The sequence below is a fragment of the Streptomyces cathayae genome (genome assembly GCF_029760955.1).
GTDB lineage: Bacteria > Actinomycetota > Actinomycetes > Streptomycetales > Streptomycetaceae > Streptomyces > Streptomyces cathayae.
Genome location: NZ_CP121682.1, coordinates 7,191,169 through 7,217,272 on the forward strand (window position 1 = coordinate 7,191,169; position 26,104 = coordinate 7,217,272).

Annotated in this window: 22 protein-coding genes and 2 pseudogenes; 11 read left to right on the plus strand and 13 right to left on the minus strand. The window is 71.4% G+C overall.

Annotation, left to right across the window (positions count from 1 at the left end; all coding sequences use genetic code 11):
• Positions 1–12 precede the first annotated feature (12 nt).
• From glgB to PYS65_RS33030, 5 genes and pseudogenes are all read right to left on the minus strand, one after another.
• Positions 13–2,238, minus strand: a complete 2,226-nt coding sequence (gene glgB, locus PYS65_RS33010; RefSeq protein WP_279337632.1) for a 1,4-alpha-glucan branching enzyme — start codon at positions 2,236–2,238, stop codon at positions 13–15.
• Between the two features lie 4 nt (positions 2,239–2,242).
• The gene (locus tag PYS65_RS33015; RefSeq protein ID WP_279337633.1) at positions 2,243–3,604 is read right to left on the minus strand and encodes a maltokinase N-terminal cap-like domain-containing protein; all 1,362 of its coding nucleotides are present in this window, start codon (positions 3,602–3,604) and stop codon (positions 2,243–2,245) included.
• 28 nt (positions 3,605–3,632) lie between these two features.
• On the minus strand, positions 3,633–5,375 hold the full coding sequence (treS, locus tag PYS65_RS33020; protein WP_279337634.1) for a maltose alpha-D-glucosyltransferase: 1,743 nt from the start codon (positions 5,373–5,375) through the stop codon (positions 3,633–3,635).
• A pseudogene (locus PYS65_RS33025) lies at positions 5,372–7,368 on the minus strand (alpha-1,4-glucan--maltose-1-phosphate maltosyltransferase). The gene treS and the pseudogene PYS65_RS33025 overlap by 4 nt, the downstream one beginning before the upstream one ends.
• A gap of 75 nt (positions 7,369–7,443) precedes the next feature.
• Positions 7,444–7,791, minus strand: coding sequence for a DUF5133 domain-containing protein (locus tag PYS65_RS33030; RefSeq protein WP_279337635.1), 348 nt, complete (start codon positions 7,789–7,791; stop codon positions 7,444–7,446).
• A 396-nt stretch (positions 7,792–8,187) separates the two neighbouring features.
• On the opposite strand from PYS65_RS33030, the gene PYS65_RS33035 reads away from it, so the two are divergent.
• Complete coding sequence (locus PYS65_RS33035; protein WP_279337637.1) at positions 8,188–8,700, plus strand: pep a2; 513 nt, start codon at positions 8,188–8,190, stop codon at positions 8,698–8,700.
• Positions 8,697–10,841 (plus strand): glycogen debranching protein GlgX, encoded by a 2,145-nt coding sequence (glgX, locus tag PYS65_RS33040; RefSeq protein ID WP_279337639.1) that lies wholly within the window; start codon positions 8,697–8,699, stop codon positions 10,839–10,841. The genes PYS65_RS33035 and glgX overlap by 4 nt, the downstream gene beginning before the upstream one ends.
• A gap of 43 nt (positions 10,842–10,884) precedes the next feature.
• Here the strand turns inward: glgX and PYS65_RS33045 are convergent, their stop codons facing one another.
• Positions 10,885–11,688 (minus strand): VOC family protein, encoded by an 804-nt coding sequence (locus PYS65_RS33045; protein WP_279337640.1) that lies wholly within the window; start codon positions 11,686–11,688, stop codon positions 10,885–10,887.
• Between the two features lie 250 nt (positions 11,689–11,938).
• On the opposite strand from PYS65_RS33045, the gene PYS65_RS33050 reads away from it, so the two are divergent.
• Positions 11,939–12,277: an ANTAR domain-containing protein gene (locus PYS65_RS33050; RefSeq protein WP_481008038.1), complete on the plus strand. Its 339-nt coding sequence runs from the start codon at positions 11,939–11,941 to the stop codon at positions 12,275–12,277.
• On the opposite strand, the gene PYS65_RS33055 is transcribed toward PYS65_RS33050, so the two are convergent.
• A complete protein-coding gene (locus tag PYS65_RS33055) occupies positions 12,225–13,019 on the minus strand; it encodes an RNA polymerase sigma factor SigF (RefSeq protein ID WP_279337643.1) in 795 nt (264 codons plus the stop codon). The two genes, PYS65_RS33050 and PYS65_RS33055, sit on opposite strands and share 53 nt — an antisense overlap.
• 548 nt (positions 13,020–13,567) lie before the next feature.
• Here PYS65_RS33055 and PYS65_RS33060 point away from each other — a divergent pair.
• Positions 13,568–14,089 (plus strand): hypothetical protein, encoded by a 522-nt coding sequence (locus PYS65_RS33060; RefSeq protein WP_279337644.1) that lies wholly within the window; start codon positions 13,568–13,570, stop codon positions 14,087–14,089.
• Positions 14,090–14,096: 7 nt separating this feature from the next.
• On the opposite strand, the gene hemC is transcribed toward PYS65_RS33060, so the two are convergent.
• Together hemC and PYS65_RS33070 are read right to left on the minus strand one after the other, a co-directional pair.
• Complete coding sequence (hemC, locus tag PYS65_RS33065) at positions 14,097–15,032, minus strand: hydroxymethylbilane synthase (protein ID WP_279337645.1); 936 nt, start codon at positions 15,030–15,032, stop codon at positions 14,097–14,099.
• A gap of 114 nt (positions 15,033–15,146) precedes the next feature.
• On the minus strand, positions 15,147–15,923 hold the full coding sequence (locus PYS65_RS33070; RefSeq protein ID WP_279337646.1) for an NPP1 family protein: 777 nt from the start codon (positions 15,921–15,923) through the stop codon (positions 15,147–15,149).
• A 362-nt stretch (positions 15,924–16,285) separates the two neighbouring features.
• Between PYS65_RS33070 and PYS65_RS33075 the strand changes: the two are divergent.
• Positions 16,286–16,698, plus strand: a pseudogene (locus PYS65_RS33075) (DoxX family protein).
• A 71-nt stretch (positions 16,699–16,769) separates the two neighbouring features.
• Here the strand turns inward: PYS65_RS33075 and PYS65_RS33080 are convergent.
• Positions 16,770–17,600, minus strand: a complete 831-nt coding sequence (locus tag PYS65_RS33080) for an aldo/keto reductase (RefSeq protein ID WP_279337647.1) — start codon at positions 17,598–17,600, stop codon at positions 16,770–16,772.
• Between the two features lie 151 nt (positions 17,601–17,751).
• On the opposite strand from PYS65_RS33080, the gene PYS65_RS33085 reads away from it, so the two are divergent.
• Complete coding sequence (locus PYS65_RS33085; RefSeq protein ID WP_279337648.1) at positions 17,752–18,780, plus strand: TauD/TfdA dioxygenase family protein; 1,029 nt, start codon at positions 17,752–17,754, stop codon at positions 18,778–18,780.
• Positions 18,781–18,802: 22 nt separating this feature from the next.
• Here PYS65_RS33085 and PYS65_RS33090 read toward each other — a convergent pair whose 3' ends face one another.
• Positions 18,803–19,423 (minus strand): L-threonylcarbamoyladenylate synthase, encoded by a 621-nt coding sequence (locus PYS65_RS33090; RefSeq protein ID WP_279337649.1) that lies wholly within the window; start codon positions 19,421–19,423, stop codon positions 18,803–18,805.
• Between the two features lie 72 nt (positions 19,424–19,495).
• On the opposite strand from PYS65_RS33090, the gene PYS65_RS33095 reads away from it, so the two are divergent.
• From PYS65_RS33095 to PYS65_RS33115, 5 genes are all read left to right on the plus strand, one after another.
• Positions 19,496–19,795 (plus strand): transposase, encoded by a 300-nt coding sequence (locus PYS65_RS33095; protein ID WP_279337650.1) that lies wholly within the window; start codon positions 19,496–19,498, stop codon positions 19,793–19,795.
• Positions 19,796–20,122: 327 nt separating this feature from the next.
• A complete protein-coding gene (locus tag PYS65_RS33100; protein ID WP_279337651.1) occupies positions 20,123–21,781 on the plus strand; it encodes a catalase in 1,659 nt (552 codons plus the stop codon).
• A gap of 173 nt (positions 21,782–21,954) precedes the next feature.
• Positions 21,955–22,278, plus strand: a complete 324-nt coding sequence (locus PYS65_RS33105) for a hypothetical protein (protein WP_279337652.1) — start codon at positions 21,955–21,957, stop codon at positions 22,276–22,278.
• Positions 22,279–22,408: 130 nt separating this feature from the next.
• Positions 22,409–22,942, plus strand: coding sequence for a DoxX family protein (locus tag PYS65_RS33110; RefSeq protein ID WP_279337653.1), 534 nt, complete (start codon positions 22,409–22,411; stop codon positions 22,940–22,942).
• Positions 22,943–23,062: 120 nt separating this feature from the next.
• Positions 23,063–23,626: a hemerythrin domain-containing protein gene (locus PYS65_RS33115; protein WP_279337654.1), complete on the plus strand. Its 564-nt coding sequence runs from the start codon at positions 23,063–23,065 to the stop codon at positions 23,624–23,626.
• A 93-nt stretch (positions 23,627–23,719) separates the two neighbouring features.
• Here PYS65_RS33115 and PYS65_RS33120 read toward each other — a convergent pair whose 3' ends face one another.
• Both PYS65_RS33120 and PYS65_RS33125 read right to left on the minus strand, forming a co-directional pair.
• Complete coding sequence (locus PYS65_RS33120; protein WP_279337655.1) at positions 23,720–24,238, minus strand: hypothetical protein; 519 nt, start codon at positions 24,236–24,238, stop codon at positions 23,720–23,722.
• A 190-nt stretch (positions 24,239–24,428) separates the two neighbouring features.
• Positions 24,429–25,814 carry an alpha-lytic protease prodomain-containing protein gene (locus PYS65_RS33125; protein ID WP_279337656.1) on the minus strand — a complete coding sequence of 462 codons (1,386 nt, stop codon included), beginning with the start codon at positions 25,812–25,814 and terminating at the stop codon, positions 24,429–24,431.
• Between the last annotated feature and the right edge of the window lie 290 nt (positions 25,815–26,104).

Consider the following 26,104-nt stretch of genomic DNA (forward strand, 5'->3'; position numbering starts at 1 on the left):
TGCCGCCGGGGTTCACGGGACGTCGGGCACCAGCCACACCGTCGCGAGGGGCGGGAGCGTGATCCGGACGCAGCCGTCCTCGGGCTTGACCGGGTCCGGATGGGTGACGTCACCGCCGCCGTACCGGGCCGCGTCCGTGTTGAGTACCTCCCGCCAGGCACTCACCTCGTCGGGCACGCCGAGCCGGTACCCGTGCCGGACGACCGGGGAGAAGTTCGACACCGAGAGCAGCGGCCGCCCCTCGGCGTCGAACCGCAGGAACGCGAACACGTTGTCCTCGGCCGCGTCCACCGAGACCCAGCGAAAGCCCGCCGGGTCGGTGTCCCGCTGCCACAGCGCCTCCGTCGCGCGGTAACGGGTGTTGAGGTCGCGCACCAGGTCCTGTACCCCGCGGTGGTCGCCCGCCGAGTGGTACGCGTCGTCCAGCAGCCACCACTCGGGGCCGTGCTGCTCGGACCATTCGGCGCCCTGCGCGAACTCCTGCCCCATGAAGAGCAGTTGCTTGCCCGGGTGGGCCCACATGAAGCCGAGATAGGCCCGGGTGGTCGCCCGGCGCTGCCACCAGTCGCCGGGCATCTTCGACACCAGGGCCTGCTTGCCGTGCACCACCTCGTCGTGCGAGATCGGCAGGACGTAGTTCTCGCTGTAGGCGTACACCATCGAGAACGTCATCTCGTGGTGGTGGTACTTGCGGTGGACCGGTTCGTGGGAGACGTACTCGAGCGAGTCGTGCATCCAGCCCATGTTCCACTTCAGGCCGAACCCCAGCCCGCCGGTGTCGGTGGACCGGGTCACCCCGCCCCACGCGGTCGACTCCTCCGCGATCGTCACCACGCCGGGGCAGCGCCGGTACACGGTCGCGTTCATCTCCTGCAGGAACGCCACGGCGGCCAGGTCCTCCCGGCCGCCGTGCACATTGGCCTCCCACTGGCCGGAGTCCCGTGAGTAGTCCAGGTAGAGCATGGAGGCGACCGCGTCCACGCGCAGTCCGTCGATGTGGAACTCCTGGCACCAGTACACGGCGTTGGCGACCAGGAAGTTGCGCACCTCGGTCCGGGCGAAGTCGAACGTGTACGTCCCCCAGTCCGGGTGCTCCGCCCGCCGGGCGTCCCCCGGCTCGTACAGCGGGTCCCCGTCGAACCGGGCCAGCGCCCAGTCGTCCTTCGGGAAGTGGGCCGGCACCCAGTCCATGATCACGCCGATCCCGGCCCGGTGCAGGGCGTCGACCAGGTACTTGAAGTCGTCGGGTGAGCCGAGTCGCGCGGTCGGCGCGTAGAACCCGGTGACCTGGTAGCCCCAGGACGGACCGTAGGGATGCTCGGCGACCGGCATCAGCTCGACATGGGTGAACCCGAGGTCCTTCACGTACGCGGGCAGCTCGTCAGCGAGTTGACGGTACGTCAGGCCGGGTCGCCAGGACGGCAGATGCACCTCGTACACCGAGAACGGTGCCTCGTGCACGGGCACACCGGCCCGCCGCTCCAGCCACTCGGCGTCGTCCCACTCGTACCGCGAGGACGTCACGATCGACGCCGTGTTCGGCGGTTCCTCCGCGAGGCGCGCCATCGGGTCCGCCTTGAGGGCCAGGTGACCGTACCGGGAGTGCACCTCGAACTTGTAGCGGGTGCCCTCACCGATCCCCGGCAGGAACAGCTCCCACACCCCGGAGGCACCGAGCGAGCGCATCGGGAACGCGGTGCCGTCCCAGCAGGTGAAGTCCCCGGCGACCCGCACCCCTTGAGCGTTCGGCGCCCACACGGTGAAGCGGGTGCCGCTCACGCCCTGGTGGGTCATGGGGTGCGCGCCGAGCGCGGTCCACAGCTCCTCGTGGCGGCCCTCGCCGATCAGATGCAGGTCGAACTCGCCCAGTGCGGGCGGCATCCGGTACGGGTCGTGCACCTCCACGGCGTCCTCGTCCCCGTACGCCACCGCCAGGGTGTACGCGGGGATCGTGTCCAGCGGCAGGACCACGGAGAACAGGCCGTCGCCCTCCGAGGTGAGCGGGACACGCTCGCCGCCGGTGACCACACTCACCGCCCGTGCGAAGGGGCGCAGCGCCCGGAAGGCGATGCCGCCCGGCACCGGGTGCGCGCCGAGCAGCGCGTGCGGATCGTGGTGGGCGCCCGCCAGCAGGCGCCCCCGGTCGGTGGGATCGAGGGCGGGAGCGGTCCCGGGGGCCGCCGGAGCGGACGGGGCGGGCCCGGCCGACTCGGGAAGCGGGGTGTCATGCAGGGCCACGGCTTCAGTCTCCTCTCACGGCGAGGCGCTCGATCGCCGCCATGGGTACGGGCAGCCAGTCGGGTCGGTGCCGGGCCTCGTACAGCACCTCGTACACGGCACGGTCCGTCTCGTAGGCGCGGAGCAGGCCGTGCTTCTTTCGCGGGTCCCAGCCGGAGCGCGCCGCGTAGCCCGCGCAGTAGGCCTCGCGGCAGCGGCGCGCCCACTCCGGGCGCCAGGGGCGCCGCTGGCGGGCGGCGTAGTCGAACGAGCGCAGCATCCCGGCGATGTCCCGCAGGGGGGAGTGGGCGCTGCGCCGTTCGGAGAGCGGCCGGGACGGCTCGCCCTCGAAGTCGATGACGAACCAGTCGCGTCCGGCCCGCAGCACCTGCCCGAGGTGCAGGTCACCGTGGATGCGCTGGGCGGCCGGCCCGGGGTCGCAGAGCGCGAGTGCGGCGAACGCGGCCTTCAGGCCGGGCACGAACGGCTGGAGGACGGGGACGGAGTGCGCGGCGGCCGTCAGCCGCTCGGTCATCGCCGTCGCCGTCGGCCCGTTCTCCCCGGGGCCACCGACGGGGAAGGCCGAGGCCAGCGCCAGGTGCACGTCCGCCGTGGCCCGGCCGAGGGCGTACGACTGGGCGGTGAAGTCGTCCCCGGCGGCCAGTGCGTCCAGGGCCAGCGTCCAGCCGTCGGAGGCGTCCCGCAGGAACGGCTGGAGGACACCGAGCGTCGCCTTGAACGGATGCGTGGTCCGCAACCAGGCCACCGGGGCGGGAACCCGGTGGCAGCCCTGCCGGGACAGCGCGCCCGGTACCTCCAGATCCGGGTTGACTCCGGGCTGGATCCGCCGGAAGACCTTCAGGATGAACTCCTCGCCGTACACCAGCGAGGAGTTGGACTGCTCGGCGTCCAGCAGACGTGGTACCAGCCCGGCGCCGGGCCCCGGCTGGGCCGCGTCGCACTCGAAGTGCAGGGGCCCGGTCGTGCCGGGGTACCGCAGCCGCTCCAGGAGCAGCTGGGCCGAACGGGGGTCGTGGAGGGCGTCGTAGACCGTCCGCCCGGCCAGCGGCCCGTCCTGCACCCTGCCGATGAGGGCCCGGCCGAGGCGCGGCGTCGGGTGCTCCCGCACACCGAGGAGGAGCTGGTAGCAGTCACCGGCCCAGGGAGTGTTGCCGGGGGAGGGCACGCCGCCGTGGCCCGCGTGGACCAGCAGGTGCAGACAGCCCGGGAACAGCTCCGTCATCGACAGCACATGGAGGTCGGTGACGGGACGGTCCTTGCCGGCGAACCAGCGCTGCCCCGGCAGCCACTCGCGCAGCAGCCCGGTGAACGACTCCATGGACCCGGCGGGTGCGCTGCGCGGGCGCAGGAACGCGGCCTTCGTCATGGTGACGCCTCCTCTCGTCGGCGCACGCTCACAGTCGTCGGCCGATGCGGGGTCGAGGTGCGGTTCGGGTGAGCCGGAACCAGTAGAAGCCGTGGCCCCCCAGGGTCAGCAGGTACGGCAGTTCACCGACGGCCGGGAAGCGCACCCCGCCGAACAGCTCGACCGGATGGCGGCCCGCGAAGGCGCTCAGGTCGAGTTCGGTGGGCTGGGCGAAGCGGGAGAAGTTGTTGACGCAGAGCACCAGGTCGTCTCCGTTTTCCCCGTTCGGGGGGGCCTCCCGCAGGAAGGCGAGGACCGCGGGGTTGGAGGAGGGCAGCTCGGTGTAGGTGCCCAGGCCGAAGGCGGGGTTCTGCTTGCGGATCTCGATCATGCGGCGGGTCCAGTGCAGCAGCGAGGACGGGGAGGCCATGGACGCCTCGACGTTGCTGACCTGGTAGCCGTGGACCGGGTCCATGATGGTGGGCAGGAACAGCCGGCCCGGGTCGCAGGAGGAGAAGCCGGCGTTGCGGTCGGGGGTCCACTGCATCGGGGTGCGCACCGCGTCGCGGTCGCCGAGCCAGATGTTGTCGCCCATGCCGATCTCGTCGCCGTAGTAGAGGATCGGCGAGCCGGGCAGGGACAGCAGCAGGGCGGTGAAGAGTTCGATCTGGTTGCGGTCGTTGTCCAGCAGCGGGGCGAGCCGGCGGCGGATGCCGATGTTGGCGCGCATGCGGGGGTCCTTGGCGTACTCGGCCCACATGTAGTCGCGTTCCTCGTCGGTGACCATCTCCAGGGTCAGTTCGTCGTGGTTGCGCAGGAAGATGCCCCACTGGCAGCCGGCGGGGATGGCGGGGGTCTTGGCGAGGATCTCGGAGACCGGGTGGCGCGATTCGCGGCGTACGGCCATGAAGATGCGGGGCATGACGGGGAAGTGGAAGGCCATGTGGCATTCGTCGCCGCCGGCGGTGTAGTCGCCGAAGTAGTCGACCACGTCCTCGGGCCACTGGTTCGCCTCGGCCAGCAGCACGGTGTCCGGGTACTGGCTGTCGATCTCCTTGCGCACCCGCTTGAGGAACGCGTGCGAGGCGGGCAGGTTCTCGCAGTTGGTGCCCTCGGCCGCGTACAGGTACGGCACCGCGTCCAGCCGGAAACCGTCGATGCCCAGGTCCAGCCAGAAGCGCAGGGCCGCCAGGATCTCCTCCTGGACGCGCGGGTTCTCGTAGTTGAGGTCCGGCTGGTGGGAGAAGAACCGGTGCCAGTAGTACTGTCCGCGCACCGGGTCGTAGGTCCAGTTGGACGCCTCGGTGTCGACGAAGATGATCCGCGCGTCCGGATAGCCCTTGTTGTCGTCGGCCCACATGTAGTAGTCGCCGTAGGGGCCGTCCGGGTCCTTGCGGGACTCCTGGAACCAGGGGTGCTGGTCGCTGGTGTGGTTCATGACGAAGTCGATGATCACGCGCATGCCGCGCTGGTGCGCGGCGTCGGCGAACTCGACGAAGTCGGCGAGGTCACCGAAGTCGGGCAGTACGGCGGTGTAGTCGGAGACGTCGTAACCGCCGTCGCGCAGGGGTGACTTGAAGAAGGGGGGCAGCCACAGGCAGTCGACGCCGAGCCACTGCAGATAGTCGAGTTTGGCGGTCAGCCCCTTCAGGTCGCCGATGCCGTCGCCGTTGCTGTCCTGGAAGGAACGGACCAGGACCTCGTAGAAGACGGCCCGTTTGAACCAGTCCGGGTCGCGGTCTTTCGCCGGTGTGTCCTCGAAGGTGTCCGGTACGGGCTCGTTGACGATCATGGCGTTCCCGCCCCTCCGGCTCGCTGTGCGGCGGTCGGTCGCTGGACGTGCAGGACATGCGCGGGAGCCCGCCCCGGTTCCAGACGTACGTAGTTGGTGCTGCCCCAGTGATAGGTCTCGCCGGTGAGCTCGTCGTGCACCGGCACCGACTCGTGCCGTTCCAGGCCGAGTTGCGGCATGTCCAACGAGACGGTGGCCTCCTGGGTGTGGTGCGGGTCGAGGTTGGCGACCACCAGCACGACATCGGACCCGCTGCGCTTGCTGTACGCGATGACGGCGTCGTTGTCGGTGTCGTGGAAACGGAGGTTTCTGAGTGCGCGCAGGGCGGGGTGCGCCCGTCGGATGGTGTTGAGCCGGGTGATCAGGGGGGTGATGGTCTCGCCCCGGCGTTCGGCGCCCTCCCAGTCGCGGGCGGTGAGCTGGTACTTCTCCGAGTGCAGGTACTCCTCCGAGCCCTCCCGCAGCGGGGTGTTCTCACACAGTTCGTAGCCGCTGTAGAGCCCCAGGACGGCGAGAGGGTGGCGGCCAGCACGGCGCGGACCTCGAAGGCGGGCCGGCCGCCGTGCTGCAGGTAGGCGTGCAGGATGTCGGGGGTGTTGGTGAACAGGTTGGGCCGCATGGAGCAGGCCGCCTCCCCCGACAGTTCGGTGAGGTAGTCGGTCAGTTCCCGTTTGGTGGTGCGCCAGGTGAAGTAGGTGTAGGACTGCTGGAAGCCGACGGCCGCCAGGGTGTGCATCATCGCCGGGCGGGTGAAGGCCTCCGCCAGGAAGATGACGTCGGGGTCGGTGCGGTTGATGTCGGCGATCACCCGTTCCCAGAAGGCCACCGGTTTGGTGTGCGGGTTGTCCACCCGGAAGATCCGCACGCCGGCGGTCATCCAGTGCCGCAGCAGCCGCACGGTTTCGGCGGTCAGGCCGTCCGGGTCGGTGTCGAAGGCGAGCGGGTAGATGTCCTGGTACTTCTTGGGCGGGTTCTCCGCATGGGCGATGGTGCCGTCGGGGCGGTGGTGGAACCACTGGGGGTGTTTGTGCACCCAGGGGTGGTCGGGGGAGCACTGCAGGGCGAGGTCGAGGGCGACCTCCAGGCCGAGTTCGCCGGCCCGGGTGACGAAGCGGGTGAAGTCGGCCAGGGTGCCCAGTTGGGGGTGGACGGTGTCGTGGCCGCCCTCGGGGGAGCCGATGGCCCAGGGCACGCCGACGTCGTCGGGGGTGGCGGTGAGGGTGTTGTCGCGGCCCTTGCGGTGGGTGGTGCCGATGGGGTGGATGGGGGGGAGGTAGACGACGTCGAAGCCCATGGCGGCGATGGCGGGCAGCCGGCGGGCGGCGGTGGTGAAGGTGCCGTGCGGCTGTTGGGGGGTGCCCTCGGAGCGGGGGAAGAACTCGTACCAGGAGCCGTACAGGGCGCGTTCGCGTTCCACGAGCAGGGGCATCGGGTCGCCGGTGGTGAGCAGTTCGCGCAGGGGGTGGCGGGCCAGGACCGCGTCCACCTCCGGCGTCAGTGCCGCCGCCAACCGGGTGGCGCAGGGCAGGGAGTCGTCGTGCAGCCGCTTCGCCGCGGCGAGCACGGCGGAGCGGCCGTCGCCCTCGGGTACCCCGGCTGCGGCCCGCCGGTACAGGTTGCCTCCCTCCTCCAGCACCAGACCGGTGTCGATGCCGGCGTGCACCTTGATCCGTGCGTGGCGGCGCCAGGTCGTGACGGGGTCGCTCCAGGCCTCGACGCGGTAGGTCCACCGGCCCATGGTGTCCGGGGTGATCTCCGCGCCCCACCGGTCCGTGCCCGGCGCCAGCTCCCGCATCGGGACGAACGGCCGCCGACGGCCCTCGGGATCCTTCAGGACGACATGGGCGGCCACCGCCTCGTGCCCCTCACGGAACACGGTGGCCGTCACCTCGAACGTCTCACCGACGACGGCCTTCGCCGGCCGTCTGCCGCATTCGACGGCCGGTCGGACGTCCCGTACGGGGATACGTCCGATGGTCCGCGTCGTCTTCATGGGTCTGCACCTCCGCCGTGCTCGACGCCGGGCCGGCGCCCGGTCGTGGAAACCAAACTGAGGCGGGAAGGTCCGTTACCTTCCCGCCGGGGAGCGCCGCTCGATCGACGGCGGGGCCCGTCTCGCCGGGGCGGCCGGACGCGGCCTGTCGTCCGCCACCGGGCCGGGCCACGCGGTCGCGGACGGACGGGTCCGTTCGCTCTGTTCCTGCAGGTAGGTGACGAGACTGGTACGCAGGTACCGTTCGGCGGCGTCGGCCGCCTCCCGTGCGCAGCGCTTTCCCATCAGCACGCAGAGGGTGTATCCCGAGTCCTCGAACGTGGTGCGGACCGTGCGATCCGTCGGGGCGGCGAGCATCACGCGTTCCCAGGCCCGGTAGCGACGCAACTGCCGGGCGACTTCGGCTCTGGCGGGTAGCAGCATGGCGCCGTTCACCTTTCCGTGGCTCGATGGGGTACGTACTCCCGACGGCAGGGTGACGGTCGTGCGTACGGCGGCACGGACCCGTGACGGCGATCGAGGGTGTTCACACATGGTGCACGCCCGGTAACCCGGCGTCTTGTTGGTTTTTCAACCATGAAGAGCCGGTGTGCGGGCCGGGTGTGGACCGGACGCGGCTCGACGGCGAGATCCGGAGCGGGGCGCATCATGCGCGGCCGTCACCCCGGGCGCCTCGGCCGTGCGCTCGTGTTGCACGGATGGACCAACCGGGTCACGCTGATGGTGACTCAGAAGCGCCAACCGCTCACTTTTCGTGTTCGGGGCTCGTCCCGCAGGGGCGAGGGGAATCGGGAGCTTCGCGGTGAGGAGCCAACGACGATGAAGACGACAGTGCCCTGCTACTACCACCTCGACGTGGAAGTGAGCCCGGAGCGGGTGGGGCAGGTCAGCCGCATTCTGGCCGCTCACCTCCGGCACTGGGACCTGGAGAACCTGATGGAGTCCGTCTGCCGCGGCACCGAGATGCTGCTGCACGCCATCGACGAGCACGCCACCGACAAGAACACGTCGATCGAGATGTGGTGGAACGGCCAGCACCTCATCACGGCCGTCGGGGACCACGACCGCGCACTGCGACCCGACCAGGAGCTGCGCGGCTGTCTGGAGCACATCGCGGCCAGCAGTGACGGGTGGGGCTGCTGTGCCGCCGAGACCGGCAGCAGGGTCATCTGGTTCTCGCGGCGGGCCCGGGCCGGCGAACGCGTCCCGCTGGTGCCGGCCGCGCCCGATCCGAGGGTCAGCGAGGGCCTGGACCTGCCCCGCGTGATCAGCGTCGCCCAGCTGACCAGGCTGGTGCGCACCCCGGCCGGCCTTCTGGAGGCGGCCCGGTGACCCGACGGAACAACCGGAAAGGGGCGCCCGCGTGGAGCGGGCGCCCCTACCCGCTGGGTGCGGTCCCCGACAGTGAGGGCACCAACTTCGCGTTGTTCAGCGAGGTCGCCGAACGCGTCGAACTCGTCCTGGTGGACGACGCCGGCCGGCACACGGGTGTCCCACTGACCGAGGTCGACGGGTCGGTGTGGCACGGCTACCTGCCCGGTGTCGGCCCCGGCCAGCGCTACGGCTACCGGGTGCACGGGCCGTGGGCACCGGCGGCCGGGCACCGCTGCAACCCGGCGAAGCTGCTGCTCGACCCGTACGCCACGGCCGTCGACGGGCAGATCGACAACCACCCCTCGCTCTACGAGCGCCGGCCCGACGGCCCCGACCGGGCCGACAGCGCCGGACACACCATGCTGGGCGTGGTGACCGATTCGGCGTTCGACTGGGGTGACGACAGCCGGCCCGGCCGGTCGTACGCCGACACGGTGATCTACGAGGCCCACGTCAAGGGCATGACCCGCGCCCACCCCGACGTCCCCGCCGAACTGCGCGGCACCTACGCCGGACTGGCGCACCCTGCGGTGGTGGACCACCTGACCTCGCTGGGGGTCACCGCGGTGGAGCTCATGCCGGTCCACCAGTTCGTTCAGGACGGCGTGCTGCAGAGCCGCGGCCTGGCCAACTACTGGGGCTACAACACCATCGGCTTCTTCGCCCCGCACAACGCCTACGCCGCTCACGGCACCCGCGGCCAACAGGTCACCGAGTTCAAGACGATGGTGCGGACCCTGCACGCGGCAGGGCTCGAGGTGATCCTGGACGTCGTCTACAACCACACCGCCGAGGGCAACGAGAAGGGCCCCACCCTCTCCTTCCGCGGCATCGACAACTCCTCGTACTACCGCCTGGTGGACGGTGACTGGTCGCATTACTACGACACCACCGGCACCGGCAACAGCCTGCTGATGCGCCACCCCTACGTACTTCAGCTGATCATGGACTCGCTGCGGTACTGGGTCACCGAGATGCACGTCGACGGCTTCCGCTTCGACCTCGCGGCCACGCTGGCCCGGCAGTTCCACGAGGTGGACCGGCTGTCGGCGTTCTTCGACCTCATCCAGCAGGACCCCGTGATCAGCCGCGTCAAGCTGATCGCCGAACCCTGGGACCTCGGTGAGGGCGGCTACCAGGTGGGCAACTTCCCGCAACTGTGGTCGGAGTGGAACGGCAAGTACCGGGACGCCGTGCGGGACTTCTGGCGCGCCGAGCCGCACACGCTCGGCGAGTTCGCCTCCCGGCTCACCGGCTCCTCCGACCTGTACGCGCACAACAGGCGGCGGCCCCGCGCCAGCGTCAACTTCGTCACCGCGCACGACGGTTTCACCCTGCGCGACCTCGTCTCGTACAACGACAAGCACAACACGGCCAACGGAGAGGGCAACCAGGACGGCGAGAGCCACAACCGGTCCTGGAACAGCGGCGCCGAGGGCGACACCGACGATCCGTCCGTACTCGAACTCCGGGCCCGGCGCCAGCGCAACTTCCTCGCCACCCTGTTTCTTTCGCAGGGCATCCCGATGCTCTCGCACGGCGACGAAGTGGGGCGCAGCCAGCGCGGCAACAACAACGCCTACTGCCAGGACAACGAGATCTCCTGGATAGACTGGCGGCCGACCGGCGAGCAGCGGGCCCTGCTGGACTTCACCCGGCGGGTCATCGCCCTGCGGACCGCCCACCCCGTGCTGCGGCGGCGCCACTTCTTCCGCGGCGAGAGCACGCGCCGCGCGGGCCGGCACCTGCCCGACCTGGCGTGGCTGCTGCCGAACGCCGAGGAGATGACCGACGACGACTGGCAGCGCTCCGACGCCCACAGCGTCGGCGTCTTCCTCAACGGCGACGCCATCGCCGAACCCGATCCGCGCGGCCGGCGCCTGGTCGACGACTCCTTCCTGCTGCTGCTCAACAGCCACTGGGAACCGGTGGACTTCCGCCTCCCGGCGGCCGCCTACGGCGAACGCTGGACGGCGCTGATCGACACCACCGACCCGGACGGCGTCCCCGACGAGTCGGAGCACAAGGCGGGCACCCGGCTGACCGTCGGACCACGCAGCCTGGTGCTGCTGTCCAGGCCCTCACTCACCGCGGAATGAGGCACGGACGGGCCTGCCGGGCGCACCGCCCGGCGGGCCCGGATCAGCGGCCGTGGCGCGAGGTCACCGTGAACTGGGCGCCCTCGTTGTCGCGCAGCACGGCCTCGTCGTCCCGCAGGGCCAGCACACTGCCGCCGTGCTGCTCGGCGGCACGGACGCACGCGGCCACGTCCGCCACGGTGAAGTGGACCTGCCAGCGCGGCCGGATCGCGGGATCGGGGGCCGACCCCAGCGCCCCCGACTCGATGCAGGCGACCACATGCCCGTCACTGCGCAGCACCACCTCGTCGCCCTCGTAGACGACCTCGGTGTGTCCGGCCCCCGCCGCACCCCAGTCGAAGACCTCGCCGTAGAAGATCGCGGCGTCGAAGGCGTCACGGGTGTGCAGCCTGACGAAGGCGGGTTGCGACCGGCGCCAGCTGAGCCAGTGGGTGAACAGCTCGCCCTCCCAGACGCCGAAGGTCGCGCCGTCCCGGTCGGCCAGCAGCGCCGCGCGCCCCGGAGGCAGGGAGAGGGGACCGACCGCCAGGGTGCCACCTCGTTCCTGCACCCGCGACACCGCCTCGTCCGCGCTGCGCGCGGCGAAGTACGGGGTCCAGGCCACGGCCATCCGCCACATGTCGGCCACCCCGGCGAGGCCGGCCACCGGCACGCCGTCCATCAGGGCGATCCTGAACCGCTCGCCCAGCCGGGCAGGGCGCCACCGCCAGCCCAGCACGGCCGTGTAGAAATCCTCGGTCGTCCTGATGTCGCGACTGGTCAGGCTCACCCAGCAGGGTGTCCCGTACACGGAGTGGGTGGAGAAGACGTCCGTCGTACCGACGGTGGAGGGGGTGTCGTGGTTCATGGGCAGTCGCGTCCTGATCTCGTAGGCCTGGCAGCCGTCTGCAGGACTCCAGTGTCCGGCCTGTACCGCTCCGGGCGCCCGCCGAGTACCCCGGTGGGGGCGCCGAAACGGTGACCGGGACGTCTCCGCCCCGTCCGGGTGGCACCGGACGGGGCGAGTGACGACGATGGAGGGGCAGGACCCTGGGTGAAGGCACCCGAGCACTGGGTGAAGACACCACGAGAGCGGCACACCGGACCCGGAGGTGACCATGCCCACGGACGGGGACGCGGACGCGGAGCGGATCCTCCGGCTGGAGGAAGAGGTACAGCAGCTGAAGGAGGCGGTCGTCTCGCACGCGGTGGTGGACCAGGCGATCGGTGTGATCGTCGCGATCGGGCGGGTGTCACCCGATCAGGGGTGGACGGTGCTGAAGGAGGTCTCCCAGCACACCAACGTCAAACTCCGCGACGTGGCCGGGACGATCGTCGGCTGGGGAAGCACCGGCGTGCTGCCGCCGGAGACGGGCGCTGAGCTGGAGAAGGTCCTGGACCGGATCAGCCGGCCTCCGTCCGCAGCTCCTCACGTACCTGGGCGAAACAGCTGCTGAGCAGCCGGGACACATGCATCTGCGAGATGCCGAGCAGCTCGGCGATGCTGCTCTGCGTCATGCCCCGGAAGAACCGCAGATAGAGGATGAGCCGCTCGCGCTCCGGAAGCGCCTCGAGACAGGGCCGGACCGCCACCCGGTCGACGACGGTGTCGTAGGCGGGGTCCGGGCCGCCGAGCGAGTCCCCGAGCGCGTAGCCGTCCGTACCGGGCATCTCCGCCTCCAGCGACAGCGCGGAGAAACATTCGAGAGCCTCCGTGCCGGTGCGCACCTCGTCCTCGGTCAGCTGCGCGTACGCGGCGATCTCGGCGGTCGTCGGGGCCCGGCCGGGAGTGGTCTGGGCCAGTTCCTTCACGGCGTGCCGCACCCGGTTGCGCAGGTCCTGGACCCGGCGGGGGACGTGCAGGGTCCACATGTGGTCCCGGAAGTGACGCTTGATCTCGCCGGTGACGGTCGGTACGGCGTACGCCTCGAAAGCGTTGCCGCGCGCCGGATCGTAGTGGTCGACCGCCTTGACCAGGCCCAGAGCCGCCACCTGGTACAGATCCTCCAGAGCCTCACCGCGCCCCCGGAAGCGGACGGCGATCCGCTCGGCCATGGGCAGCCAGGAACGGACGAGCCCGTCCCGCAGCGCCTTACGCTCGGGGCCCTCGGGCAGCCGGGCGAGGCGGAGGAAGTCCTCGGCGGTGTCGGGTGCGTCGTGGTGGGGATGCGGCTTCGTGGTGCTGCCGGCGATACGCATGAGGCGCACCTCCCTGAGCAGGTGCCGGGTGGACGGGCACCGTGGGAGCGCGGGCTCGGACCGCACGGAGGTGACCCCGGGGGCGGCGAGCCGGTTCCCACGGTCGTGCCTCCGGTCCGAAGCACTGGCCCTTTCCTTCCCCCGCGCCGGGCCGGTGAAACTGCTTCCCGAATTTCCGGGGCGGCCATGCGCGAAAAAACGAGGGAATACAGGGGAAACGCACGCTGCGACATCGCGGAAATTCATTGTGTGAAGTTCCGGAATACCCGGGGAGCCGGTCGGCGGCCGGGACGCGGGCGGGTTCGCGTCGTACGCCGGTGGCGCGGCCCGCCTCCGGGCCGGCCGATGTGATCGATGTGATCGCGCCCCCGAACGTGATGTGCGGCACGCCGTGCTCCGGGCCGGACGACCGGTCCGGCGGATCGTTCCAGCGCAGCGCTTGATCAACGATCAACGGGGATGAACCACTGACCACAGCGCATTCCGCGCATTTGACAGTGCCGGGAGCCCACGGATAGGAAACAGCGACGGAAGTGGAAAGGTGAACCGTGTACGAGCCGAACGTGGTCGGGGACTGGCAGGAGTACGACGAGCATGCCGGTCTGCGGGTACGCGTCCACCGTCTGGAATCGGGTGAACCGCCCCGGGGACGGGACGACGCCGCCCAAGGGCTGACGTACTTCAGCGTCCGGGTGACCGTCGAGAACCGCGGTGAGCGGAAATTCGGGATTCATCTCGAGGACGGTCAGGTCGACGTACGGACAGGGCCGGACGGGGAGAGCGCGTTCATCGACTGGCGCAACTCACAGTTCATCGAGGGATTCGACGTCTATCCGCTGCGCCGTGCCACCGCCGTGCTCTACGCGGCAGCCCCTGAGGCGTCGCTGAGCCATGTCGACGTCCAGATCCAGCTCCGGGCCGACGAGGAGTGGACCGGCCGCCGCCTGTGGTCGGGGGGCATCGCCGTGCACGACGGGACGGCCGGGGCCCCGGGGGGCGGGACCAGGGAGGGCCTCGCGCACCAGCTGAGCGCGTTCCTCCGGGGCCAGGCGGAGGAGGGGACCGCCTGATCCGCCGTCAGTGGGCGATCCCGTCGATGATCTCGCGGGCGCCCTGACGCAGCAGGGCCACGGCGACGGAGGTGCCGAGTGTCGCCGGATCCAGTCGGCCCGCCCACTCGTGGGCGTTCAGCCGCACCTTGCCGTCCGGTGTGAAGACGCAGGCCCGCAGGGACAGTTCGCCGCTCCGGTCGACTCGTGCGTACCCGGCGATCGGGCTGTTGCAGTGCCCCTGCAGCACATGCAGGAACATGCGCTCGGCGGTGGCCTCCCGATGGGTGTCCGGGTGGCCGAGGGCGCTGACCGCGTCGATGAGACCGGTGTCGCCCTCACGGCACTGCAGGGCGAGGATGCCCGCGCCGATGGGCGGCATCATCGTCTCGGGGGAGAGGACCTCGCTGATCACGTCACCCCGGCCGATGCGTTCCAGGCCGGAGACCGCGAGCAGCAGTGCGTCCGCCTCACCGGCGGCGAGTTTCGCCAGCCTCCGGTTGGCGTTGCCGCGGAACGGCACGCACCGGAGGTGCGGATGGGTGGCCGCCAGCTGTGCGACCCGGCGCACCGCGGAGGTGCCGACCCTGGCCCCGGCCGGGAGTTCGTCCAGAGTGAGCCCGCCCGGGTGCACGAGCGCGTCACGGATGTCGTCCCGCTTCAGGAACGCGGCGAAAACGGTGCCCGCCGGGAGCGGGCGGTCGGCGGGCACGTCCTTGACGCAGTGCACCGCGACATCCGCCTCCCCGGCCAGCAGCGCGGCGTCCACCTCCTTGGTGAACGCGCCCTTGCCCTCCACCTGCGACAGGTCGCCCAGCCACTTGTCCCCGGTGGTCCGCACGGGGACGACCTCGGTGCGCACACCGGGCAGGGCGACCGCCAACTCCTCCTGGACACGACCTACCTGAGCGAGTGCCATGGGCGAGTCGCGGGAGACGATTCGAATCAGTTCGGGGACCGGCATGGCGACACGATAGACCCTTCTGCCCGAATCCCACTGCCGGACGGACCGGGTCGGGAGTCCGAACGGGGGATCCGTCCGGACTCCCGGTGACGGGCGGTCGGCCGGAAGCCGGTATCAGGCGTTCGGGTCGAACGGTATGCCCGACGGCTTCGCCGCGGCCAGATGGGAGGCGAAACTCCCGTCCTTGAGGCCGAAGTTCGCACTGCCGAAGTTGTGGGCGACGAGTTTGTCGCGCAGCCCGGCGGGATAGCCGTTCCAGCCGACCAGCGGCGGGAACTGCCAGCTGCCCTTGTGGTTCTCCGGCGGTTCGTCACCCGGACCGGCGAGCCGGAAGCAGTGCGTGCTGATGCCGTCCTTGTGGTACACGATCTTCGGGTGCGTCCCCTCGAAGCGGACCGCCGACCGGGCGTGGATCGAGAACGAGCCGTGGCGGGAGGTCGCGACGTACTGAGCGGTGTCGTTCTGCACCCACACCACGACATGCTCCCAGTCGTGGCGGTGGCCGCCGAGGCTGACACCCGGCAGTGCCTGGTCCTTCTCGAAGTACAGGGCGTAGACGATGGCGCACCAGCCGTTGTTGCACTTCGAGCGTGAGTAGCCGTTGGTGCTGTCCAGGTCCGGGGCGTCACGGCAGTTGCCGTTGAGGGCGCCGGTCGGGTTGAGCCCGGGGTTGACCGCTCCGTCCGGGCCGATCGCGGGTGTGGGGTAGCACCCGTCGGTGTCGTAGTCGTAGGCGGGCTGGAAGGTCTGGTCGAGGCTGTCCGCGTTCGCCGGCAGGGCCGGCGGCGGAGCGGCGAAGGCGGTGGCGGGGAAGGCGACGACGAGAGCGGCGGCACCGGCGAGACCGGTCAGCCATCTCCTGCGGTGCGTTCGGGACGAACTCGACGACACTGCGTCCTCCTCATGGTCCGGGCGCAGCCCAACGGCTGTGGGGGGGGGCAAGGGCGTTCAGCATCCCGGCTGAGCACTTCCGTGCCAAGGGGCCACGGGCGTACCGATGGTGAAACGCTGCCCAACACTTGACGAGCCGTTACCGGATCACTCCCTGCCGTCCGGAATGTCGGAGGCCGCCTTCTCGGGCGTGAGGTCAGGACGGGGTGCGCGGCCTGACGGTCTCGGCCCGTGCCGCCCGGTTCCGTTCGCGTCGATCCCGGCGCGAACGGCGCAGTTCGGCGCCCCTCCGCATCCTCACTGTCCGGTGAGGTCGTGTGGCAGTCCGTCAGAGGCCTTCAGAGGCCGCCGGAGGAGGAACCGTGCCCCGGTCCGCTCGTTCATCCCTGCTGCTCGCGGGCCTGCCGGCCGTCACGGGCGCCATCCTCCCCCATGGTCTTGAGGGCATGGGCGGTGCCCCCATCGCGGCCCCGCGCCGGTTCGACCCCATCGTGCCGCGCTCCCTGCCCGGCTCGCCCCGGACCTGGACCTACGCGAGTGGCGCCGCGGAACTCGCGCCGGCCGCCGGAGTGGTACTGCCGCAGACCCGCAAGGCGGCCGCGCAGGCCACGCCGCCTTCTTCGTCGGAGTGTTCCCCGCCCCTGTGAAGGCGGCCGTCCATCGGAACCGCCGCCCCGCCCCGCAGCGGGTCGCGGCCCGGGGGCGGCTGCCCCTGCAGGCGCCCCTGGTGCTGTGGGCGCGCGGAGTCGCCAAGGGGGTGGCGGGCCGGCCGTGAGCGGGCGACCGCGGCGGCGGTGACGAGGTGGGCCGGCGGGCGGAGTCCACCGGCGGGGTGGGGCGGGGCGGTCAGAACTCCTCGTGCACTTCCGGGTCTCCGCCGATGCGCCGATGGGCCCGGTCGGCGATGGCCCGCATCTGGGCGGCGTCCAGTTCGAAGCCGAAGACGTCGAGGTTGGCGCGCTGCCGTCCGGGATCGGCCGACTTGGGCACGGGCAGTGCGCCGAGCTGGATGTGCCAGCGCAGCACCGCCTGGGCCGGTGTGACCCCGTGGGCCTCGGCCACCGAGGCCACGGTCAGGTCGTCCAGCACCTGTGAACCCCGGCCCAACGGGCTCCAGCTCTCGACGAGCACGCCCTTGTCCGCGTGGTAGGAGCGCAGCTCCTCCTGGGGGAAGAACGGGTGCAGCTCGACCTGGTTGACCGACGGCAGCACCCCGGTCTCCTGCTCCAGCCGTTCGATGTGGGCGGGTGTGAAGTTGGAGACCCCGATCGAGCGTACGAGCCCGTCCTCCCGCAGCTTGATCATGGCCTTCCAGGAGTCGACGTACCGGTCGACCCGGGGGAGCGGCCAGTGGATGAGGTACAGGTCGACGTACTCCAGCCCGAGACGCGCGCGGGACTCCTCGAAGGAGGTGAGGGTCTCCTCGTAGCCGTGGTGGCGGCCGGGGAGTTTCGTCGTCACGACGACCTCCTCGCGCGGGACGTCGGCGCGGGCCACGGCACGGCCGACACCGGTCTCGTTGCGGTAGTTCGTCGCCGTGTCGACGAGGCGGTAGCCCATCTCCAGGGCCGCCGTCACCGACTGCTCCGCCTGTGCGTCGTCCATCGGCCAGGTGCCCAGGCCGAGAGCGGGGATCGTCGTGCCGTCGTTGAGTGTGTGGTTCGGGATGCTGATCACGAGGGGACCCTCCCATGGACAGTGTCGTCACCCTCCAGCCTCACCGACAGAACGGCCGATGATCAACCCGACGGGCGGGCCGGACGACACGCACGTGTGTGAACCGGCAGGGATCCGCACGGATCGACCCGGAACGACGGAGAGGGCACACATGACGACGGGCGTGAGCGGTGCGGGCGGGGCGGGTGGAGGAGGCGCGGAGAGCGGGACGGGCGGAGGGGAGGACGCAGAGAAGGCCGAGAAGAGCGTGGGGATCGGGGTGCGTCCGGTCGCCGGGCACATCGGTGCCGAGATCACCGGCGTCGACCTCGCCGACGAGCCAGGCGACGCCGTGATCGCCGCCGTCCGGGCGGCGGTGCTGCGCTGGAAGGTGGTGTTCTTCCGCGGACAGCGCCTGGACCACGCCGGACATGTGGCGCTGGCGCGGCGGTTCGGTGAGCCGGTCGTCCTGCCCCGGCGCGGGAGGGCCTCGCCGCCCGGCTTCCCCGAGGTCGAGACGACCGCCGACCGGCTGGAACTCGGCGGACGGTTCGGCATGGAGCACGACGAATGGCTGCGGCGCCGCCGCCACACCCTGCTGCGCGGCTGGCACTGCGACCACGGCGCCCGCGTCGATCCGCCCGCCGCGACGATCCTGCGCGCGGAGACCGTACCGCCCTACGGAGGCGACACCACCTGGTCGAATCTGGCCGCCGCCTACGCCGGACTGTCCGCGCCGGTACGGGAGTTCGCCGACCGGCTGCGCGCCGAGCACCGGCTGGGGGTCGGCTACCAGCCCCGGCCCGGCGACGACGCGTATCTGCGGCACCTGCTGGTCCGTCAGACCGCTTCCGAGCACCCCGTGGTGCGGGTCCATCCGGAGACGGGGGAGCGGGTGCTGTTCGTCAACGGCTACTACGTCGAGCAGATCACCGGCCTGTCCCGGCCGGAGAGCCACGCCGTCCTGGAGATGCTGCTGGAGCAGGCGACCCGGCCCGAGTACACGGTGCGCTTCCGGTGGGAGCCGGGCAGCGTGGCGTTCTGGGACAACCGTGCCACCATCCACCTGGCTCCGAACGACACCGCCCACCTGGGCCACCCGCGGATCATGCACCGGGTGATGCTGACAGGTGACGTGCCGGTGGGTGTCGACGGCCGCCCCTCGGAGCCGATCACCGGAACCGCCCCGGGACGCTGGTGACCGGCCGATCAGCCGACCGCCCCTACTCGAACCGTGAGGTGTCGCCCGCGCCCCGCCGTACGATCTCCGCCTCCCCGCCCGAGAAGTCGATCACCGTGGTCGGCTCGGTGCCGCAGTCCCCGGAGTCGAGCACCGCGTCCACCTGGTGGTCGAGCCGGTCCTTGATCTCCCAGCCCTGGGTCATCGGCTCGTCCTCACCGGGCAGCAACAGGGTGCTGGACAGCAGGGGCTCGCCGAGTTCCGCCAGCAGCGCCTGGGTGACGACGTGATCGGGGATGCGCACGCCGACGGTCTTCTTCTTCGGATGCTGCAGCATGCGCGGCACCTCCTTCGTCGCGGGCAGGATGAAGGTGTAGCTGCCCGGTGTGGACGCCTTGACCGCGCGGAACACGTCGTTGTCGATCCGTACGAACTGGCCGAGCTGCGCGAAATCCCGGCACACCAGAGTGAAGTGGTGGCGCTCGTCCAGCTTGCGGATGGTACGGATCCGGTCGATGCCCTCCCGGCTGCCCAGTCGGCAGCCGAGCGCGTAACAGGAGTCCGTGGGGTACGCGACCAGGGCGTCGGCGCGGATGCTGTCGGCGACCTGGGCGATAGTGCGCGGCTGGGGGTTGTCGGGGTGCACGTCGAAGTACTTGGCCATTCACCGAGCTTATGCCGCCCAAGGAGCAGGGCCGCACACCCCGGCCGGTGCCCGGCGTCCGGCCGGGCCCGGATGGACTGGAAGTTCCTCCTCGGCCTGGAGCCGGACGACCCGGGATTCGACTTCTCCGCCCTGAGTGACTTCCGGGCCCGGCTGATCAAGCACGGGCTGGAGGAAAAGGTCCTGGCCCCGGTCCTGGAGCGGATCTCCGCGCTGGGACTGCTGCGCGCCGCACTGGAGGCCCTGGCGGCGGCCGCCCCGCGATGGCTGTCACCAGGTTCGTTCCTGCCGCGGGAGCGCGGCCGGAACGGGGGACCGGTCGCGCTCCCGCGTGTCCTTCCCGCCAGGACCCGCCGCCGGCCCGCCTCATGACGGCCGTGGCGGCCGCGGACGGCTCCGCCGTTCTCGCACCGGCCCGCGCGCCGCGCGTGTGCGCCGCTGCTCCGAGTCGCCGCTCTCCGTGATGCACGGCAGCATGGCCCTCGTACGTACGCCACCGGCGGGACGCGCGCGATGCGCGTGACCAGGCCGTCCGGCGACGGGAGGTCCCGCGAGCGGGCCCCGGGAACCGGGGAGCCCGCGAGCCCGGGACACCGGAGGACCACATCACCCGGACCGGCCTCGACGACCGGCCCACGGCCACACGCCACCGTGCTCCGGCCCGCCCCCAGCCATGAGCAGCCGAAGGAGTCCACGAACATGACGGACGTTTCGAGCCGAGGTCCTGCCCCGGGCGACGGCCGCAAGGTACTCACCAACCGGCAGGGCCATCCGGTCCACGACAACCAGAACCAACGCACGGTCGGCGCCCGCGGGCCCGCCACGCTGGAGAACTACCAGTTCCTGGAGAAGATCAGCCACTTCGACCGGGAGCGCATCCCCGAACGCGTCGTGCACGCCCGGGGGGTGACCGCGTACGGCTACTTCGAGGCCTACGGAACCTGGGGCGACGAACCGGTCGGCCGTTACACCCGGGCCCTGCTGTTCCAGGAGCGCGGCAAGCGCACGGACGTGGCCGTCCGGTTCTCCACCGTCATCGGCGGACGCGACTCCTCCGAGACCGCCCGCGACCCGCGCGGCTTCGCCGTGAAGTTCTACACCGAGGACGGCAACTGGGACCTCGTCGGCAACAACCTCGGGGTCTTCTTCATCCGGGACGCGATCAAGTTCCCGGACGTCATCCACGCCCTCAAGCCCGACCCCGTCACCTTCGAGCAGCAGCCGCGGCGCATCTTCGACTTCATGTCGCAGACGCCCGAGTGCATGCACATGCTGGTCAACCTGTTCAGTCCGCGCGGCATCCCCGCGGACTACCGTCACATGCAGGGCTTCGGCGTGAACACCTACAAATGGGTGAACACCGAGGGTGAGACCAAGCTCGTCAAGTACCACTGGATGCCCAAGGCGGGCGTCCGCTCCATGACCGAGGAGGACGCCGCGAACGTCCAGGCGGGCTCCCTCGGCCACGCGACCAAGGACCTCTACGAGGCGGTGGGGCGCGGCGACCACCCGGAGTGGGAACTGCTCGTCCAGATGATGGACGACCACGACCACCCGGAACTGGACTTCGACCCGCTCGACGACACCAAGACCTGGCCCGAGCAGGACTTCCCGCCGAAGCCGGTCGGCCGGATGGTGCTCGACCGGATGCCGGAGAACTACTTCGCCGAGAACGAGCAGATCTCCTTCGGCACGGGTGTCCTCGTCGACGGCCTGGACTTCTCCGACGACAAGATGCTCGTCGGCCGGACCTTCTCCTACAGCGACACCCAGCGCCACCGGGTCGGCCCGAACTACCTCCAGCTCCCCGTCAACCAGGCCAAGGCCGCCGAGGTGAACACCAACCAACGCGACGGCCAGATGGCCTACCTCGTGGACCAGGCGGGAGAGCACCCCGAGGTCAACTACGAACCGTCGCTCATCGGCGGCCTGCGCGAGGCCAAGGAGCCGTCGCACGACGAGCAGGGCCCGGAGATCCGGGGCTACCTCACCCGCAAGCGCATCCCCCGCACCAACGACTACCTCCAGGCGGGCCAGCGCTACATGCTCATGGAGGACTGGGAGCGCGACGACCTGGTGAAGAACTTCACCGACCTGCTCTCCCAGTGCGACCGGCCGGTGCAGGAGCGCATGGTGTGGCACTTCCTGCTGGTCGAGAACGACCTCGGCCGCCGGGTCGGTGACGGACTCGGTATCGCTCCGGGGGACGTCGCCGGTCTGGGACCCCTCGCGGACCAGGACCTCACCGACGAGGACCGCAAGCGGCTGGCCAACCTGGGCGACAACCCGTCGCGTGACGTGCGGGGACTGACGATGACCCACTGCGTCCCCGACGAACGGCACGTGGTGAACCGCTGAACAGGTCACCGGCCCCGGGCCGGCCCCACCAGGGGGCCGGCCCGGGGGCGAGTGCCGTGCGTCCCTTCGCACGCCCGGCACTCGCCCCCGACGTGTCACGACTCGTCGCGCAGGACGGTGAAAACGCGCCGCCCGCCGATCGAACGGACCGGTTCCCGGGGACCAATCGAGTCATGACAAGCGCATCGTTCCAACGCACCCTCACCCTGCCCGCCTCCGTGTGCGACCAGGCCGCACAGCACCTGGAGCAGGCCGCCAAGCGGACCGTCGACGGGGCCGGGATCCCGTTGAAGGCGTTCCGCACGGCCGCCGACAGCGACTACACACTCCCGGTCTCCGTGGTGGAACAGGCCGCGTCCTGCCTGCTCGTCCTGGCCACCGAGACCGCCCAGACGGTACGGCCGTCGGCGCTGCGCGCCACCATCAGCGTCGCCCTGAGCCTGCGCGACGCCGCCCAGGCGGTCCGCCGGCCCGCGCTCACGAACCGGTTCTGGTGAGACACCGCCCTGCCGTCACCGGAGCAGGTGCCGCCGAATGGCCCGTCACCGCGGGGGAACCCGGCGACCCGCACACCACGGACCCCACCGAGAGCATCCCGAGACCCCCGACACCCACCAGGAGAAGGCCATGAGTCTGCTGCGCGCCGTCGGCCGCCCGATGCTGGCATCGATGTTCGTCGCGGGCGGTCTGGAATCCGTTCGCCACCCCCAGGACGTCGTCCCGGTCGCCGAGCCCGTCGTCCGGCCCGTCACCGAACGCGTCGCCGTGCTCCCGGACCGCACCGAGCAGACCGTACGGCTCAACGGCGCCGTACAGGTCGTGGCCGGGCTGCTGCTGGCCACCGGACGCCTCCCCCGCACCGCGGCGCTCGCACTCGCGGTCACGCTCGTGCCCACGACGCTCGCCGGACACCGCTTCTGGGAGGAGGACGACGCCTCCCGGCGTGTCCAGCAGCGCATCCACTTCCTCAAGAACCTGGCCATGCTCGGCGGCCTGCTGATCACCGCCGACGACACCGGGGCCGCCCCCTCGATGCTGTGGCGCGGCCGTCGCACGGCTCGCGAACTGCGTCGCGACGCCCACCTGGTACGGCACGCCGCCCGGGCGGGAGCCCGCCCCGCCGCGGCGGCCGCCCGCGTCCGGGCCAAACTGCCCGGCTGACCCGGGGCCCGTCGGTGAGGGGACCGACCGGGGGCCGAATCGCGTTAGCCCCCCGGAGCCCGGGGAACCCAGGGGCGGGTGGACCCGGCCGGGTGCCACCACGATCCGGAGGTGAAGAACATGGGACACGGAGGCAACGTCATCGACGAACTGATGACCGATCACCGGGAGGTCGAGGAGCTCTTCGGCAAGATCGAGGCCCTGCCCCCCGGCCACAAGGACCGCAAGGTGTACGCGGACCAGGCGACGATCGAGCTCGTCCGGCATTCGGTGGCGGAGGAGGCATATCTCTACCCGGCCGTGCGCGAGCACGTGGAGAACGGGAACACCCTGGCCGACAGGGAACTCGCGGACCACGCCAAGGCCGAACAGGTCATGAAGGACTTGGAGGGCCGCGACGCGGGGGAGGCCGAGTTCGACCGGCTCGTCGGCATGCTGATGGGCGAGATCCGCGAGCACATCGCCGACGAGGAGCAGAACCTGTTCCCCGAGCTGCGCGCGTCCTGCTCCCCGGGACAGCTCGACCAGCTCGGTGACAAGGTCCGGCAGGCCAAGAAGACGGCCCCGACCCGGCCGCACCCTGCGGCCCCGGACAAGCCCCCGGCCAACAAGCTGCTGGCACCGGGCGTCGGCCTGGTCGACCGGCTCCGCGACGCGCTGAGCGGTCGCGGCAAGCTCGACTGACGCCGTCACGCCGTCACGCCGTCACGCCGACGGTCCGACACGCCCGCTGCCCGGGCCGGGTGGTCCGGGCAGCGGGCGTGGACGGGCCCGGCGTCAGGCGGTGAGCGTGTGGTCCGGAGGGAGACGGTCGAGCAAACGGGAGCGGTGCAGTTCGGCCACGGGCGCCAGCAGATCGGGGTGGCGCAGCAGCGCCGCTGCCTTCTGGTCGCTCTCGTCGGGTGCGAGCAGCCGCCGGAACTCGGCCGGCGCACCGGTGGTGTGGGTTCCCCCGGCGAGCGCGGTCACGGCGCGGGAGGCCATGTCCGGGTCGGCGAGCAGACAGGCCGCCCAGCTGGTCACGACCTCGTCCACCCAGGTGCGCCAGGCGGCTGCGCCGTCCGGGTCGGCGCCGGCGCCGGTGACCCCGTCGAGCCGTGCCGAACCGCCCGGGCCCGCCAGGCCGACCAGGGCGGCGTCCATCGCCGTCGGATACCGGAGCCACGCGGCGACCGTCACCGCCTGCCGCGCCTGCACCTCGCACAGGGCGGAGGCGAGCGCTCCGCCGGAGGCGGGGAAGGAACGGGTCAGCCACTGCGTGGTCGCCGCGATGACCGGGGAGAGGTCTGCTGTCACTGCCGGGCCGTCCGAGCTGATGGGGTCAAGGACATCTGCCCGGAAACGGTAGCTTCCGGCACACCCGGCCGGATATGGCCCCGGTCTCCTCCGGTGCGTGGCCCCGGCCACACCGGCCGGGGCCACGCACCGGAGGAGACCACGGACGTGCTCAGCCGCCCGGAGGTTCACCGCGGCCCTGGTGGAACGGTCACCCGCGCTGCCACAGGGCCGGGGCGTCGGCCGGTGCCCAGGCGCCCTGGGCCTGGTGGCTCTGCAGACACCGGTAGCGCACGCCGTCGCGGGTCACCACCGCCCCTGCCTCGTACACGCGGCCCTCGGTCCACTCCCGGGTGGCGCCGTCCTGCGGGGCGGGGGCCGGGGCCGGTGTCGTGGCCTGGGTGGTGGTGAGGACGAGGCCGAAGTCGCTGAGGATCGGGTTGACCGGCTGGTAGAACGTCGTGCCGCCGCTGGTGCAGTTCCCGGTGCCGCCGGAGGTGACGCCCTGCGCCTGGACGCCCGCGACGAACGGCCCGCCGGAGTCGCCCGGCTCGGCACACACCGTGGTCCGGGTCAGCCCGCCGACCGTGCCCTGGGGGTAGGTGACACTCGTGTCGTGCTGCTGGATCGTTCCGCAGTGCCATCCGCTGGTCGAGCCGGACCGGCACACCGCGGCACCGACGAGTGCCTGCACCGATCCGGCGACCTGCACCTCCTGACCGTCCTGCGCCTTGACGCCGGGCGTGGCCGTCCACTGGTCGTCGGTGGCCACCCACGCCATGTCCTTGCCGGGGAACGTCGAGGCCCGGAAGGTGCCCTGGGCGGTGCGGTCGTAGCCGGTCGTCACCGCGCCAGGCGCGCCGCAGTGGCCCGCGGTGACGAAGCCCTGCTGCTCGTCCCCGGTGACGGAGAATCCGACGGAGCAGCGGGCGGTGTCGTCGATGTAGAAGGCGTCGCCGCCGGTGATGTCCTGCATCAGGCGCGGCGACTCCGTCGTCGTGTGGATACCGACGTCCGACCCCTGGAGCCCCGCCGCCTCGACGAAGGCGGCGCCGGCCGCCCGGCTCCTCGCCCGCACCATGACGCGGTTGTTCGGCACGTCGACGTACCACACGGGCGTGTCCAGGGTCTGGACCCGGGCAGCCGTCGAGTCCAGCTTCTCCTTGGCCGCCACGAGGTCGGACAGCGTCCGCCGGACGACCGCGGCCGTCGCGCCCTGGGCCTCGATGGCGGGGACGTCCCCGGCGTCGACGGTCGCGACCGTGAGGTTCTCGGAGGCAGTGCCGTGCACCCAGGCACCGGCGAACCGCTCGCCCAGGGAGATGCGCAGCCGGCCCGCGCGGGTGCCCGCCTCCGCCTCGTTGGCCGGCCGTTCGGACGCCTGGGCCCCGGTCAGCCCCAGATCGCGCTGCAGGGCACGGAGCAGCTGCGCCGGCGGTTCGTCGGTGTCGGCACCCGGCGGCCGGGCGGCGACGGGCGCGGGTCCCGCCGTGGGCGGGAGCCCGGCCGCCGCGACGGAGGGGAGGCCGGCGAGGACGAGACCGCCGAGCGCGGCCAGGGCCGCTCGGCGCGCGGTCCGGGCATGTCTGAGGGCCATTCGGTACGTCTCCTTCGTTCGGGGGCCGACTGCCGCGAGCCCCGGGGTCTGTCCGGCGGTTTCCGCCGGGCCCGCTGCCGCGCCCCGCCACGCTGCCGGGGCCCGCTCGCGTACGTCCCGTACGAAAACGGCCCTCCGCCCGGCGACGCCTCCCCACTGGCTGAAGGACGGGGGAGGTGCCCCGGAGCCGGATCCCGCGGTCCGGTCCGGCGCGAGACGCCGGACCGGACCTAGGTCTTGCCCGCGGCGCCCGATGCGATGTCGGGAGCGCGCCCATTTCGCGCTTTGGT

What these genes read in the sequence shown, in the direction of transcription:
- PYS65_RS33015 (WP_279337633.1), bottom strand. Translation starts at nt 3,604, where the DNA reads ATGACGAAGGCCGCGTTCCTGCGCCCGCGCAGCGCACCCGCCGGGTCC.
- treS (WP_279337634.1), bottom strand. Translation starts at nt 5,375, where the DNA reads ATGATCGTCAACGAGCCCGTACCGGACACCTTCGAGGACACACCGGCG.
- PYS65_RS33030 (WP_279337635.1), bottom strand. Translation starts at nt 7,791, where the DNA reads ATGCTGCTACCCGCCAGAGCCGAAGTCGCCCGGCAGTTGCGTCGCTAC.
- PYS65_RS33035 (WP_279337637.1), top strand. Translation starts at nt 8,188, where the DNA reads ATGAAGACGACAGTGCCCTGCTACTACCACCTCGACGTGGAAGTGAGC.
- PYS65_RS33045 (WP_279337640.1), bottom strand. Translation starts at nt 11,688, where the DNA reads ATGAACCACGACACCCCCTCCACCGTCGGTACGACGGACGTCTTCTCC.
- PYS65_RS33050 (WP_481008038.1), top strand. Translation starts at nt 11,939, where the DNA reads ATGCCCACGGACGGGGACGCGGACGCGGAGCGGATCCTCCGGCTGGAG.
- PYS65_RS33055 (WP_279337643.1), bottom strand. Translation starts at nt 13,019, where the DNA reads ATGCGTATCGCCGGCAGCACCACGAAGCCGCATCCCCACCACGACGCA.
- hemC (WP_279337645.1), bottom strand. Translation starts at nt 15,032, where the DNA reads ATGCCGGTCCCCGAACTGATTCGAATCGTCTCCCGCGACTCGCCCATG.
- PYS65_RS33085 (WP_279337648.1), top strand. Translation starts at nt 17,752, where the DNA reads ATGACGACGGGCGTGAGCGGTGCGGGCGGGGCGGGTGGAGGAGGCGCG.
- PYS65_RS33090 (WP_279337649.1), bottom strand. Translation starts at nt 19,423, where the DNA reads ATGGCCAAGTACTTCGACGTGCACCCCGACAACCCCCAGCCGCGCACT.
- PYS65_RS33095 (WP_279337650.1), top strand. Translation starts at nt 19,496, where the DNA reads ATGGACTGGAAGTTCCTCCTCGGCCTGGAGCCGGACGACCCGGGATTC.
- PYS65_RS33100 (WP_279337651.1), top strand. Translation starts at nt 20,123, where the DNA reads ATGACGGACGTTTCGAGCCGAGGTCCTGCCCCGGGCGACGGCCGCAAG.
- PYS65_RS33105 (WP_279337652.1), top strand. Translation starts at nt 21,955, where the DNA reads ATGACAAGCGCATCGTTCCAACGCACCCTCACCCTGCCCGCCTCCGTG.
- PYS65_RS33110 (WP_279337653.1), top strand. Translation starts at nt 22,409, where the DNA reads ATGAGTCTGCTGCGCGCCGTCGGCCGCCCGATGCTGGCATCGATGTTC.
- PYS65_RS33115 (WP_279337654.1), top strand. Translation starts at nt 23,063, where the DNA reads ATGGGACACGGAGGCAACGTCATCGACGAACTGATGACCGATCACCGG.
- PYS65_RS33125 (WP_279337656.1), bottom strand. Translation starts at nt 25,814, where the DNA reads ATGGCCCTCAGACATGCCCGGACCGCGCGCCGAGCGGCCCTGGCCGCG.